The organism is Microbispora sp. H13382 (assembly GCF_014161445.1).
Classification (GTDB): domain Bacteria; phylum Actinomycetota; class Actinomycetes; order Streptosporangiales; family Streptosporangiaceae; genus Microbispora.
This window is the reverse complement of record NZ_JABBXA010000031.1, coordinates 1-12,936: the sequence shown is the minus strand read 5'-3', so window position 1 is coordinate 12,936 and position 12,936 is coordinate 1. Positions and strand designations below refer to the sequence as shown.

14 protein-coding genes are annotated in these 12,936 nt (G+C 71.3%); 9 read left to right on the top strand and 5 right to left on the bottom strand.

The genetic code is table 11. The features are described from left to right. Window positions 1-44: 44 nt before the first annotated feature. A complete protein-coding gene (aroA, locus tag HHX41_RS37550; protein ID WP_169988129.1) occupies window positions 45-1,415 on the top strand; it encodes a 3-phosphoshikimate 1-carboxyvinyltransferase in 1,371 nt (456 codons plus the stop codon). After that, complete coding sequence (rsgA, locus tag HHX41_RS37545; RefSeq protein ID WP_182909785.1) at window positions 1,412-2,440, top strand: ribosome small subunit-dependent GTPase A; 1,029 nt, start codon at window positions 1,412-1,414, stop codon at window positions 2,438-2,440. The genes aroA and rsgA overlap by 4 nt, the downstream gene beginning before the upstream one ends. Window positions 2,441-2,498: 58 nt before the next feature. Here rsgA and HHX41_RS37540 read toward each other — a convergent pair whose 3' ends face one another. Next, complete coding sequence (locus tag HHX41_RS37540; protein WP_169988127.1) at window positions 2,499-3,137, bottom strand: LysE family translocator; 639 nt, start codon at window positions 3,135-3,137, stop codon at window positions 2,499-2,501. A 150-nt stretch (window positions 3,138-3,287) separates the two neighbouring features. On the opposite strand from HHX41_RS37540, the gene HHX41_RS37535 reads away from it, so the two are divergent. After that, window positions 3,288-4,625, top strand: a complete 1,338-nt coding sequence (locus tag HHX41_RS37535; protein WP_182909755.1) for a PLP-dependent aminotransferase family protein — start codon at window positions 3,288-3,290, stop codon at window positions 4,623-4,625. A gap of 4 nt (window positions 4,626-4,629) precedes the next feature. On the opposite strand, the gene HHX41_RS37530 is transcribed toward HHX41_RS37535, so the two are convergent. After that, on the bottom strand, window positions 4,630-5,073 hold the full coding sequence (locus HHX41_RS37530; RefSeq protein WP_182909754.1) for a DUF4442 domain-containing protein: 444 nt from the start codon (window positions 5,071-5,073) through the stop codon (window positions 4,630-4,632). A gap of 81 nt (window positions 5,074-5,154) precedes the next feature. Here HHX41_RS37530 and hisN point away from each other — a divergent pair, with 81 nt between their 5' ends. Beyond that, window positions 5,155-5,952 carry a histidinol-phosphatase gene (gene hisN, locus HHX41_RS37525; protein WP_169988123.1) on the top strand — a complete coding sequence of 266 codons (798 nt, stop codon included), beginning with the start codon at window positions 5,155-5,157 and terminating at the stop codon, window positions 5,950-5,952. 3 nt (window positions 5,953-5,955) lie between these two features. Here the strand turns inward: hisN and HHX41_RS37520 are convergent, their stop codons facing one another. Beyond that, window positions 5,956-6,762, bottom strand: a complete 807-nt coding sequence (locus HHX41_RS37520) for a fructosamine kinase family protein (protein WP_182909753.1) — start codon at window positions 6,760-6,762, stop codon at window positions 5,956-5,958. Further along, entirely contained in the window at window positions 6,749-7,207 is a 459-nt protein-coding gene (locus tag HHX41_RS37515) for a low molecular weight protein-tyrosine-phosphatase (protein ID WP_182909752.1), read from the bottom strand. Before HHX41_RS37515 ends, HHX41_RS37520 begins: the two co-directional genes overlap by 14 nt. A 164-nt stretch (window positions 7,208-7,371) precedes the next feature. On the opposite strand from HHX41_RS37515, the gene pstS reads away from it, so the two are divergent. From pstS to HHX41_RS37490, 5 genes are read left to right on the top strand one after another with little or no spacing between them, the layout of a single operon-like run. Beyond that, window positions 7,372-8,481, top strand: coding sequence for a phosphate ABC transporter substrate-binding protein PstS (pstS, locus tag HHX41_RS37510; protein ID WP_169988117.1), 1,110 nt, complete (start codon window positions 7,372-7,374; stop codon window positions 8,479-8,481). Between the two features lie 3 nt (window positions 8,482-8,484). Continuing rightward, the gene (gene pstC, locus HHX41_RS37505; protein ID WP_182909751.1) at window positions 8,485-9,465 is read left to right on the top strand and encodes a phosphate ABC transporter permease subunit PstC; all 981 of its coding nucleotides are present in this window, start codon (window positions 8,485-8,487) and stop codon (window positions 9,463-9,465) included. Continuing rightward, window positions 9,462-10,346 (top strand): phosphate ABC transporter permease PstA, encoded by an 885-nt coding sequence (pstA, locus tag HHX41_RS37500; protein WP_169988114.1) that lies wholly within the window; start codon window positions 9,462-9,464, stop codon window positions 10,344-10,346. Before pstC ends, pstA begins: the two co-directional genes overlap by 4 nt. A 3-nt stretch (window positions 10,347-10,349) precedes the next feature. Next, on the top strand, window positions 10,350-11,126 hold the full coding sequence (gene pstB / locus HHX41_RS37495; protein ID WP_182909750.1) for a phosphate ABC transporter ATP-binding protein PstB: 777 nt from the start codon (window positions 10,350-10,352) through the stop codon (window positions 11,124-11,126). 36 nt (window positions 11,127-11,162) lie between these two features. Continuing rightward, the gene (locus HHX41_RS37490; RefSeq protein ID WP_310742358.1) at window positions 11,163-11,867 is read left to right on the top strand and encodes a response regulator transcription factor; all 705 of its coding nucleotides are present in this window, start codon (window positions 11,163-11,165) and stop codon (window positions 11,865-11,867) included. 63 nt (window positions 11,868-11,930) lie between these two features. Here the strand turns inward: HHX41_RS37490 and HHX41_RS37485 are convergent, their stop codons facing one another. Further along, window positions 11,931-12,788 carry a phosphotransferase gene (locus tag HHX41_RS37485; protein ID WP_182909749.1) on the bottom strand — a complete coding sequence of 286 codons (858 nt, stop codon included), beginning with the start codon at window positions 12,786-12,788 and terminating at the stop codon, window positions 11,931-11,933. Window positions 12,789-12,936: the final 148 nt, after the last annotated feature.

The window sequence follows — 12,936 nt, the reverse complement described above, 5'->3', positions numbered from 1 at the left end:
TCCGAGACGGCCCGGGCGCGCACGCGCACACTAAGCTTGCGGACATGGCCTCTCCGCAGTCCGCGTCCGGCGGCGCCGAGCCGCACGCCGTCCACCAGAACGCCGCCGCACCGCTCTGGCCCGCCCCGGTGGCCGCCGAGCCGGTCCGTGCGACGGTCCGCCTGCCCGGCTCCAAGTCGGTGACCAACCGCGCGCTGCTGCTCGCCGCGCTGGCCGACGCCCCCGGCACCGTACGGCTCGCGCTGCGCAGCCGCGACGCCGACCTGATGGCGGCGGCGCTGCGCTCGCTCGGCGCCGAGATGACGCCGTCCAACGAGAGCGCCGACAGCGTGGACTGGTCGGTGATCCCTCATCCCGTGCGCGGCGGGGCGTCGGTCGACGTCGGGCTCGCCGGGACCGTGATGCGCTTCGTGCCCCCGGTCGCCGCGCTGGCCGACGGGCCGGTCTTCTTCGACGGCGACGCGCACGCGCGCAAGCGGCCGATGGGCCCGATCCTGGGCGCGCTGCGGGCGCTCGGCGCGTCGGTGGACAACGACGCGCTGCCGTTCACGATCCGCGGTCCGATCCCGGGCGGCGAGGTCACCCTCGACGCCTCGGTCTCCTCGCAGATGGTCTCCGGCCTGCTGCTGGCCGCCGCGCGCTTCGAGAAAGGCGTGACCGTACGGCACAGCGGCCCGCCCGTCCCGTCGATGCCGCACATCGAGATGACGGTGCAGATGCTGCGCCAGGCGGGGGTCGAGGTGGACGACTCCGAGCGCGACGTGTGGCGGGTGCAGCCCGGCCCGATCCGGGCCAGGGACGTCACGGTCGAGCCCGACCTGTCCAACGCCGCGCCCTTCCTGGCCGCGGCCCTGGTCACCGGGGGTTCGGTCGTCGTCCCGGACTGGCCGGAGGAGACGACGCAGGGCGGCGACGCGCTTCGCGGGCTGCTCGCCGAGATGGGCGCGCGGGTCGAGCGGGTGCCGGAGGGCCTGCGGGTGACCGGCGAAGGCAGGGTGCGCGGCATCGACGCCGACCTGCACGACGTCAGCGAGCTCACTCCCACGATCGCCGCGCTGGCCGCGCTGGCCGACGGGCCGTCCCGCATCCGGGGCGTGGCGCACATCCGGGGGCACGAGACCGACCGGATCACCGCCCTCGCCACGGAGATCAACCGGCTGGGCGGCGACGCCCGGGAGACCGACGACGGCCTGGAGATCCACCCCCGGCCGCTGACCGGCGGCGTCTTCCACTCGTACGCCGACCACCGCATGGCCACGGCGGGCGCGGTCATCGGCCTGGTCGTGCCGGGCGTCGAGGTAGAGGACATCGCCACGACCGGCAAGACGCTGCCCGAGTTCCCCCGCATGTGGACCGCGATGCTGGGCAGCGGGGATCACCCGGGGTCGGTGCACTCCGAAGGGCGCGGGCACTGAGAAAGCGGCAGTACGACGAGGACGACGTCAGGGTCAGGCCGGGCAAGGGCTCACGGCCCCGGACGCGGATCCGGCCTGCCCACAGCGAGGCGGTCGAGGGTTTCGTGGTGGCCGTCGACCGCGGGCGTTACACCTGTCTGGTGGGCGAGGGCGTCCCCCGCTCCGCCACGCCCAAGAAGCGGAGGGGCGAGCGGACGCTCGTCGTGGCGATGAAGGCCCGCGAGCTCGGCCGCAAGGGCATCGTCGTGGGCGACCGCGTGGCGCTGGTGGGTGACGTCACCGGGCAGCCCGACACGCTGGCGCGCATCGTCCGCGTGGAGGAGCGCACCTCGATGCTGCGCCGCAGCGCCGACGACGTCGACGACATCGAGCGTCCCATCGTCGCCAACGCCGACCAGCTGGTCATCGTCACCGCGCTCGCCGACCCCCCGCCGCGCCCCCGGATGATCGACCGGATGCTCGTCGCGGCCTACGACGCCGACGTCGAGCCGCTGCTGTGCCTCACCAAGGCCGACCTGGCGCCCGCCGCCGACCTCGTGGCGCTGTACGAACCCCTCGGCGTGCCGTACGTCGTCGTCCGCAAGGGCGGCCCGCTCGACGACCTGGGCGAAGCGCTCGAGGACCGGATCAGCGTGCTCGTCGGCCACTCGGGGGTCGGCAAGTCGACCCTGGTGAACGCGCTGGTCCCGCACGCCCGCCGGGCCGTGTCCCACGTGAACGCCGTCACCGGGCGCGGCAGGCACACCTCCACCTCCGCGGTCGCCCTCGAACTGCCGGAGGGCGGCTGGATCATCGACACCCCCGGCGTACGCAGCTTCGGGCTCGCGCACATCTCGGTGGAGACCGTGCTCGCCGCCTTCCCCGACCTGGTGGACGCCACGGCCGGCTGCCCCAAGGGCTGCACCCACCTCGGCGACGAGTGCGCCCTCGACCGCTACGTCGCGGAGGGGCACGCCGATCCCACGCGGCTGGAGTCCCTGCGGCGACTGCTCGCCAGCCGCGAGGGCTCCGCCGACGAGGACTGAAGTCCGCCGATCCGGGCGTCGCTCAGGCGGCGGTGAAGCAGTCCCGGCGACCGGGACGTCAGAACACGCCGCCACCGCCGAGAGCCAGTGTCACGGCGAGCACTCCGAGCAGGCTCCCCATGGCGATCCGCTGGGCCCGCAGCCACGCCGGCCGCTGCGCCAGAAAACCCGCGACGCTTCCGGCGGCCAGCACGATCGACAGGTTCACCGTCGAGGCCACCGCGATCTGGAAGAGGCCGAGAACGACACCCTGGACCAGCACGTGTCCCGCGCCGAGATCGACGAACTGCGGAATGACGGAGATATACAGAATGGCTATCTTTGGATTGAGCAGGTTCGTCATCAGTCCCATGGTGAACAGCCGGAGCGGTGAATCGTCCGGCACCTCCCGCACGGTGAAGACCGACGCACCGCCCGGCCTGATCGTCTTCCAGGCGAGCCACATCAGGTAACCCGCCCCGGCCAGCCGGATCGCGGCGAGGACCTCCGGTACGGCGGCGAACAGCACGGCCAACCCGAGATTCGCCGCCGTCAGGTAGGCGAGGAATCCCGCGACGACTCCGCTCAACGAGATGATTCCGGCCCGGCGTCCCTGGCTGATGCTGCGGGAGACCAGATACATCATGTTCGGGCCCGGGGACAGCACCATTCCGAGCGCCACGGACACGACGCCCAGGACCGCGTGAGGTTCGACCATCGATGTCGCTTTCTCTTGGCAGGTCATTCACACCGGTCCGGACGGCTTTATCAGGCTAATCCTCCTCGCGTTATCAGGGCAATAATTCATATTGTTCTCGGAGCAATGTCGTGTTTGAATGCGTCACCGTGGCACGGAGAGGAGGCGGCGGTGGAGAGCTACCGGGAGCTGGCGGACGAGGTGGCCGCCGACATCACGGCCGGGCGGCTCAGGCCGGGAGACCGGCTGCCTCCGCAGCGGGACTTCGCCCGCCGGCGCGGCATCGCCGGCTCCACCGCGGCGCGCGTCTACGCGGAGCTGACCCGCCGCGGCCTCACGGTCGGCGAGGTCGGCCGCGGCACCTTCGTACGCGCCTCCGCCCGGCGCCCGGGGACCGCCCTGGCCGAACCGAGCGGCAGCAGGGTGGACCTCGAACTCAACTATCCCGTCATCCCCGAGCAGGCCCGTCTGCTCGGGGACGGCATCAGGCGACTGCTGCGCCCGGACGTGCTGGAGGCCTCCATGCGGCCGGTGGGCGCGGCGGGCACCCCCGTCGCCCGCGAGGTCGTCGCGGACCTGCTCGCCCGCCCGGGCTGGCGCCCGGACCCGGCACGGGTGCTCTTCGCGGGCAACGGACGCCAGGCGATCGCGGCCGTCGTCGCCGCGCTGGTCCCGCCGGGCACGCGGCTGGGCGTCGAGGAGCTCACCTACCCCGTCGTGAAGACGATCGCCACCCGGCTCGGGGTCACCCTCGTCCCCCTGCCGGTCGACGACGCGGGCCTGGTTCCCGAGGCCGTGGAGACCGCCGCGCGCGGGGCTCCGCTCAGAGCCGTCTATCTCCAGCCGACGCTGCACAACCCGTTGTCGGCCAGCATGCCGGTGGAGCGCCGCGCCGCGCTCGCGGCCGTGCTCACACGGCTGGACGTGCCCGCGATCGAGGACGGCATCTGGTCGTTCCTCCGGGACGACCTGCCCCCGCTCGCCGCCGTGGCGCCCGAGCGCACGATCCTCGTCGACAGCCTGTCCAAGCGGCTCGCGCCCGGGCTGACCGTCGGGTTCGCGGTCGTACCCGAGGCCGCGACCTCCGGCGTGACCGCGGCGCTGCACTCGATGGGCGCGGCGCCGCCGCGCTTCGCGCTGGAGGCGGCGGTCCGGCTGGCCGGTGACGGCGTGGTGGGAGCGCTCAGCCGGGGCAAGCGGCGGGACGCCGAGGCCCGGCAGGAGATCGCGGCGCGTCACCTGGCCGAGTTCGCCGTCCGCGCCGACCCGCGGTCCTACTACTGCTGGTGGGAGCTCCCGCCGCCGTGGCGGGCCGACACGTTCGTGGCCGCCGCGGCGCGGCACGGCATCGCCGTCACTCCGGCGGCCGCCTTCGCCGTCGGCGACCACCGCACGCCGAACGCCGTCCGCCTCGGCCTCGCCTCACCGCCCGCGCACACGCTGGAAAGCGCCCTCGCCACCCTCGCCGCGCTCGCGCGCTCCTCCCCGGACGACGTCCTCGCCGAGTGACGCCTCAGCTCCGGCGGTTGGTGCGCAGGGTCCAGGAGACGGTCATCTCCGAGACGACGACGTCGTCGGCGTCGCGGATCTCGACGCCGACCTCGAACTCGGGCCGCTCCCCCGCGTCCAGCCGGGCGACGACCGCCTCCCGCTCGGCCCGCAGAGTGGCGGCCGCCGTGACCTCGCCCTTGGCGAGCTTGAGGTAGCGGATCGCCGCCTCGGTGGCCAGCGGCACGGCCCGGGACAGCTGGTCGCCGAAGGCCGACAGCATGGCCGCGCCCGAGGCGGTCTCCGCCAGCGTGAACAGGGCGCCGGCGTGCGGGCCGCCCACGTGGTTGTGCAGGTCTCCCCGATCGGCCAGGCGCGCGACCGCCGCACCGGTGCGGATCGAGTCGAACGTGATGCCGAGCAGCCGCGCGAAAGGAACGCTGTCGAGCATGAAGGCGCCGATGTCCATGGCCGGGATGTTACCGGCAGGTACGGTTCGGGGCGATCCATCCTCTGATGTGACCAGGTCGGGGCACGATACGTTGGGCCTGTGACGGAGTACCGCGACGACCTGCACCTCGCGCATCTGCTGGCGGACGCCGCCGACGACATGACGATGCGCCGTTTCAAGGCCGTGGACCTCAAGGTCGACACCAAGCCCGACCTCACCCCGGTCAGCGACGCCGACCGGGCCGTGGAGGAGGCCATCCGCGGCACGCTGCGCCGTGCGCGCCCCCGCGACGCCGTCGTCGGCGAGGAGTTCGGCATGACCGGGTACGGCATGCGCTCCTGGATCGTCGACCCGATCGACGGCACGAAGAACTACGTGCGCGGGGTCCCCGTGTGGGCCACGCTGATCGCGCTGATGGAGCACGGCAAGGTCGTCGTGGGCGTGGTCTCGGCCCCGGCGCTCGGCCGCCGCTGGTGGGCCGCCAAGGAGAGCGGCGCGTGGACCGGGCGCAACATGAGCAAGGCGACGCGCTGCGAGGTGTCCTCGGTCGGCCGCCTCGACGACGCCTCCTTCTCCTTCTCCGACCTGGAGGAATGGGAGAAGGCCGGGCGGCTCGACCCGTTCCTCGGTCTCACCAGGGAGTGCTGGCGCACCCGCGGCTACGGTGACTTCTGGTCGCACATGATGGTCGCCGAGGGCGCGGTGGACATCTCCGCCGAGCCCGAGCTGAGCCCGTGGGACATGGCCGCCCTCACGATCATCGTCGAGGAGGCCGGCGGCTCCTGCACCTCCCTCGACGGCACCCCGCCGCTCGAGGGCGGCAATCTCGTGTGCACCAACGGCCTTCTCCACGACGAGGTCCTCAAGCGCCTGTCCCCTCACGCCTCCTATCGGTGAGCGTCACAAGGCGAGGACGTCGCCCGCGGCGGTGAGAAGGCTGCCGCGGTACGCCTCGCCGAACAGGCAGACGTGGACGGCCAGCGGGTGGAGCTGGTGCAGGGGCACGCGCTCACGCCAGCCGTCCGCGAGGGGCGCCGCCTCGCGGTAGGCGGCGAGGATCGTGTTGAGGTGCGGCGCCCCGAACAGCGCCAGCATCGCGAGGTCGGTCTCCCTGTGGCCGCCGTGGGCGGCCGGGTCGACGAGCACGACCCCGTCCGCGGACCACAGCAGGTTCCCGCTCCACAGGTCGCCGTGGATCCGGCTCGGCGGCTCGGCCGGCCCGGCGATCTCCGTCACCCGGTCGCACGCCTCCTCGACCAGCTCCACGTCGGCGGCCGACAGCGCGCCGCGGTCGCGTGCGAGCCGTACGAACGGAAGCACCCGGCGGGAGACGTAGAACGAGGGCCAGTCCGGCGCGGGCTCGTTGCCCATCGCGAGCTCGGCGATGTAGCCGGGCCAGGGAGCGCCGAAGTCCGCGGCGCCGGCGGCGTGCAGCGCCGCGAGCGAACGGCCGAACCGCTCGGCGGCCACCGCCGTCGCGGGAGCGGTGTCGATCCACTCCAGCACCAGCGCGCCGCCGTCCGCGGCGATCACCTCGGGGACGGCCACCGCTCCCGGCTCGGCCAGCCAGCGCAGCCCCGCCGCCTCGCTCTCCAGCACCGCGGACGCGGCCGCACTCCTCTTGACGAACACCCGGCGGCCGTCGTCGAGCACGCCCTCGTGCAGCGTCCAGGCGTGCCCGCCGCCGAGGTTCCTAATGATCCTCAAGGTACTTGGCCACCCCTTCGCACGCCGCCTCGACCATGCGCAGCACCTCGACGAAGCCCTGCCGCCCGCCGTAGTAGGGATCGGGCACCTCGGCGCCCTCGGGGGCGGCGGGGTCGAACGACCGCAGCAGCCGCACGTCGGCGTCCGGCGGCGCGATCCGCCGTATGGCGCGCAGGTTCTCGCGGTCCATCACGAGGACGAGGTCGCGCTCGGCGAACCACGCCCGGTCGAACTGCCGGGCCCGGTGGGACGATCCGTCGTACCCGTGGTCGGCCAGCGTGGCCAGGGCCCGCTCGTCCATCGGCTTCCCCGCGTGCCAGCCTCCGGTCCCGGCGCTGTCCACCTCCACGTCGAGCCCGCGTTCGGCCAGCGTACGGCGCAGCACGACCTCGGCCATGGGCGATCGGCAGATGTTCCCCATGCAGACCAGACATACACGCTTCATGAACTCAATCCTCTCCTATAACGCCCGTGACCTGCTCGTTATCTCTTCAGGAGTCGTACGAGAGCGACCGGGGGCGTTCATTGCGCGTTCACCTTTACCAAGGTTTTAGGTCACCTTGGCTCCCTACCGTCCCTGATGTTGAGAAGACAAGGGGAGGAACAACCGTGAAGTATGCAGGCCGGCTCGCCGCCGCCACCATCGCCGGCGTGCTCTCGCTCGCCGCATGCGGGACCGATGACAACACGAGCACGGCGGGGGGCACCTCCAGCGCCGCCGCTCCCGCACAGGGCGACGACACCCTTCAGGGCACCATCAACGCCGCCGGCTCATCGGCCCAGGCGAACGCCATCGCGGAGTGGAAGAAGAACTTCCAGTCGTCGAACCCCGGCGTCAGCATCAACTACAACCCGAGCGGCTCCGGCGCCGGCGTCCAGGCGTTCATCCAGGGCACCGTGGCGTTCGCCGGCTCCGACTCGGCCCTGAAGGAGGACAAGGGCGAGCCCGCCCAGGCCGACGCCCGCTGCAAGACCGGCAAGGCGATCAACCTGCCGATGGTGACCGGTCCGGTGGCCGTCGTCTACAACCTGCCGGGCGTGGACGGCCTGCAGCTCTCGCCGAAGACCATCGGCGGCATCTTCAACAGCAAGATCACCAAGTGGGACGACCCGGCCATCAAGGCGGACAACCCCGACGCCAAGCTGCCCTCGACCGCCATCCAGGCGTTCCACCGCTCGGACGAGTCGGGCACCAGCGACAACTTCACCAAGTTCCTCGCGGCCACCGCTGACTGGCCGTACGAGCCCGCGAAGGCGTGGCCGGCCGAGGCGCAGGGCCAGGGTTCGAAGGGCTCGGACGGCATCGCCTCCAGCGTCAAGAGCACCGAGGGCGCGATCAGCTACGTCGAGCTGTCCTTCGCCGAGAACTCCCAGCTCCAGAAGGCCAAGGTCGCCAACGGCTCGGGCGAGTTCGTCGAGCTCACGCCGGAGAGCGCGGGCAAGACCGTCGAGGCCGCCCAGATCGAGGGCACCGGCAACGACCTCAAGCTGAAGATCGACTACGCCACCAGCGCCGCGGGCGCCTACCCGATCGTGCTCGTCACGTACGAGATCACCTGTGAGAAGGGCCTGGCGGCCGAGGACGCGAAGCTGGTCAAGTCGTTCCTCACCTACACCTCCAGCGACGAGGGCCAGCAGGCGCTGACCAGCCTGGGCTACGCCCCGCTGCCGTCGAGCCTGCTCACCAAGGTACGCACCGCGGTCGAGGCGATCTCCTAGCAGATGACGACGTCAACCAGAACCAGGGAGAGCGGGCCGGCCATGCGCCGGTCCGCCTTCCGGCGCAGCCGCGGCGACGGCCCGTTCCGCTTCGCCTCGACCGGGGCCGGTGTCGTCCTTCTGGCGATCATGGCCGCGATCGGGGTGTTCCTGGTCGTCAAGGCCGTCCCCGCCCTCCAGGCGAACACATCCCACTTCCTCACCGAGCTGACCTGGCAGCCGAACGCCACCGAGCCGGTCTTCGGCATCGGGGCGCTCGCCTTCGGCACCGTGCTGAGCTCGCTGCTCGCGCTGGTCATCGCCACCCCGGTGGCGGTCGGCGTCGCGCTGTTCATCTCGCACTACGCGCCCCGGCGGCTCGCCTCCGTCCTGGGCTACGTGGTGGACCTCCTCGCGGCGGTCCCCAGCGTGGTGTACGGCCTGTGGGGCGTCGCCTTCCTCGTGCCGTTCATGCTCGGCCCGTCGAAGTTCCTCAACGACTACCTCGGCTGGATCCCGCTGTTCGGCGGTGACACCGTGGTCGGCAAGAGCATGCTCACCGCGTCGCTGGTGCTCGCGATCATGATCCTGCCGATCATCGCGGCGATCTCCCGCGAGGTCTTCCTGCAGGCCCCCAAGATGCAGGAAGAGGCCGCGCTGGCGCTCGGCGCGACGCGCTGGGAGATGATCAGGATGTCGGTCCTGCCGTTCGGCCGGCCCGGCGTCATCAGCGCCGCCATGCTGGGCCTCGGCCGCGCGATGGGCGAGACCATCGCGGTCGCGCTCATCTTCCCCGCGACGTTCAAGATCACGTTCCAGGTCCTCGGCCCGTACGGCAACAGCATCGCCGCCAACATCGCCAACGGCTTCGGCGAGGCGACCGAGGTGGGCCGCGGCGCGCTGATCGCCTCGGGTCTCGTCCTGTTCCTCATCACCCTGCTGGTGAACATGGCCGCCCGCTTCGTCATCGCCCGCCGCAAGGAGTACGCGAGGGCCGCAGCGTGACCGTACAGACCGGAATCCAGCCCATCTCCGCCGTCCGGCGGGTCAAGGACCGGCTCGTCCAGGTGCTCGTCTACCTGGCGTTCGCGCTCGCGGTCATCCCGCTGGTGTCGGTGCTGTGGCTCGTCGTCAAGAACGGCATCGGCCGCCTCGACATGGAGTTCCTCACCCACTCCATGCGCAACATCGGGGCGCGCGACGCCGGCGGCGGCGCCTACCACGCCATCATCGGGACGCTCGAACAGGTCCTGCTCGCGTCGCTCATCGCGGTCCCGATCGGCCTGCTCACCGCCGTCTACCTCGTCGAGTACGGCGAGGGAGGGCGGTTGTCCCGCACGATCAGCTTCTTCGTGGACGTCATGACCGGCGTCCCTTCCGTGGTTTCCGGGCTCTTCGTCCTGGCCTTCTGGATCCTCGTGCTCGGCATGCCGTTCTCCGGCTTCGCCGGCGCGCTCGCCCTGTCGATCCTGATGATGCCGGTCGTGGTCAGGTCCGCCGAGGAGATGCTCCGCCTGGTGCCCGGGGAGCTGCGCGAGGCGTCGTACGCGCTGGGCGTGCCCAAGTGGCGCACCATCGTCAAGGTCGTACTGCCCACGGCGTTCACCGGCATCGTGACCGGCGTGATGCTCGCCGTCGCCCGCGTCGCCGGCGAGACCGCGCCGCTGCTGCTGACCGTCTTCATCACCGACTCCATCAACAACGACCCGTTCAACGGGCCGCAGATGGGGCTCCCGCTGTACGTCTTCGATCAGGCCGGTCGCCCCACGGACACCGCGATCGACCGGGCCTGGACCGGCGCGCTCACGCTGATCCTGATCGTCATGCTGCTCAACCTGGTCGCACGCCTCATCACCTGGTGGCGTTCGCCCGCGAGGAGGAGGTAAGGAATGGCCAAGCAGATCGAGGTCGCGGGCCTCGACGCCTACTACGGCTCGCACAAGGCGATCGAGGGCATCTCGATGACCATCGAGCCGCGGTCGGTGACGGCCTTCATCGGCCCGTCCGGCTGCGGGAAGTCGACGTTCCTGCGGACCCTCAACCGGATGCACGAGGTCATCCCCGGGGCACGGGTCGTGGGCAAGGTGCGCCTAGAGGAGCAGGACCTGTACGGCGCCGGCGTCGACCCCGTGTCGGTCCGGCGGACCATCGGCATGGTGTTCCAGCGCCCGAACCCCTTCCCCACGATGTCCATCTTCGACAACGTGGCGGCGGGCCTGCGGCTCAACGGCCGTCACTCCCGGTCGGAGCTGGAGGGCGTCGTCGAGGAGTCGCTCAAGGGCGCCAACCTCTGGAACGAGGTCAAGGACCGGCTGAACAAGCCCGGCGCGGGCCTGTCCGGCGGCCAGCAGCAGCGCCTGTGCATCGCCCGCGCGATCGCCGTACGCCCGCAGGTGCTGCTCATGGACGAGCCGTGCTCGGCTCTGGACCCGATCTCGACGTTGGCGATCGAGGACCTGATCTCGCAGCTCAAGCAGGACTACACGATCGTGATCGTGACCCACAACATGCAGCAGGCCGCCCGGGTCAGCGACAGGACCGCGTTCTTCAACCTGGCCGCGCAGGGGCAGCCCGGCAAGCTCGTCGAGATGGACGAGACCTCGAAGATCTTCACCAATCCGGCCGAGAAGGCGACCGAGGACTACATCACGGGCCGCTTCGGGTGACGACCGCTTCCGGCTGACAGCATTGGAGGGACCCGGGTGACGGCACCCGCAGTGGAGGGGGACACTCGGACGGCGCCCATGCTCCTGGTGGCCGATCCGGACGCGGGTCTCGTGCGACAGCTCTCGGCCGCCATGCAGGCCGAGGGCGTCGACGTGACCGGCGTACCGGACGGCGCCCAGGCGCTGCTGCAGGCCGGGGCGCTCCGGCCCGACGCCGTGCTGATCTGCGCCTCCCTCCCCATCGTCGGACCCGTCGACTTCGTCCGCGCCGTACGGCTCGCGCGATCCGTGCCCGTCCTGCTCGGCATCGACTTCGGCGGCGACGCCGGGCAGGCGCTGCAGGCCCTGGAGGCGGGCGCGACGGCCTGCGTGGCCAGGCCGTACCGCGTGCCCGAGCTGCTCCCCCTGGTCCACGCGGCCTTCCGCCGGCAGGACGGCCACCGGACCGTGCTCACGATCGGCGACGTGGAGCTCGACGTCACGGCATACCAGGTGAAGGTCGGCGGACGCGTGGTGCACCTGCCGTTGCGTGAGTTCGAGCTGCTGCACTACCTGATGCGCAATGCCGACAGAACCGTCACTCGCGAGCAGATCATGCGCAACGTCTGGCACTCGACCGACGGGATGTCGACCAACACCATCGCCGTACACGTCAAACGCCTGCGCGCCCGGCTCGGCGACGTGGAGGACACGATGATCCAGACCGTCCGCGGCGTGGGGTACCGCCTGGTCACCGGGTGATCGCTGTCTCAGGGGGACGCACGTCACGAGAAGCTGCGCGAGCGCGTCAGCAGAAGGTGCGCGTCACGAGAAGGTGCGCGCGAGATGCGCCAGTCCGGCGTCCGCGTATGACCGGACACCCGAGCGCAGGCCATACGCGACGTCCTCCAGCAGCGCGCATCGGGCGTAGAAAAGGACACGTGCACGTCCGGCGTCGTCGAGACGCCCGTGATAGTGCGCCAGTGTCCGCTCGAAAACCTCCGGACCGAGATCCCGGTAGACGAGCGCGAGATCGTACGCGGGATCGGCGATGGCCGCGTCGGTCCAGTCGATGACTCCCGTCACGGTGCTCGTCTCGGCGTCCGCCAGCACATGCTCGGCGCCCAGGTCGTTGTGACAGAACGCCGGCACGCCGGGCTCCGCCGGGGCCGGGTTACCGAGAAAGTCCTCGACCATCCGCCGAGCGGCCGACGGCACGTGAGCCACGACCTCCCCGTAATGGCCCTCGGCCTCCTCCAGCAGCTCACTCAGCGGATAGATGTCCCGCGGCACGAACGCTTCCATCCGCTCCACCGGGGCCGCGTGGAGCCGGCTGAGGAAACCGCCCAAAGGAGCCGCCAGGCGCATCGGCTCCCTGACCGGGTGCAGGTTCAGCGGACGGCCCGGCAGCTTGCCGTACGCCAGCACGCCCGCCACCTCGTCCACGAAGACCGGCTGCGGCACGGGCACCGGAGACAACTCGGCCACGGCAGCCAGCAACGCCGCCTCCCGCCGCACCGCTTCCCCACGGCCGGCCGCCTCGTCAATCTTGCTCTGCCGTACGACCAACTCACCGTTGACCTCGTACGCCGCGTTGTCCTGTCCCTCGCCCAACCGCTTGACGCTGCCGACCTCGTAGCCGGGCAGATGTCGGGCCAACAACCGGATGATTTCCTCGGTCACTTCCGTAACCCTAGCCATCCCACGCCCGCCCCGGCCGAACGGAAACCTGGGATGCGGACGGCGTGAGGGGCACCGGGTCGCGGGGATCGAGACTCTGGAACGTGGACGGGGACTGGGTGGCTGGGGCGCGTGTTGGGGTGGGGGGCCT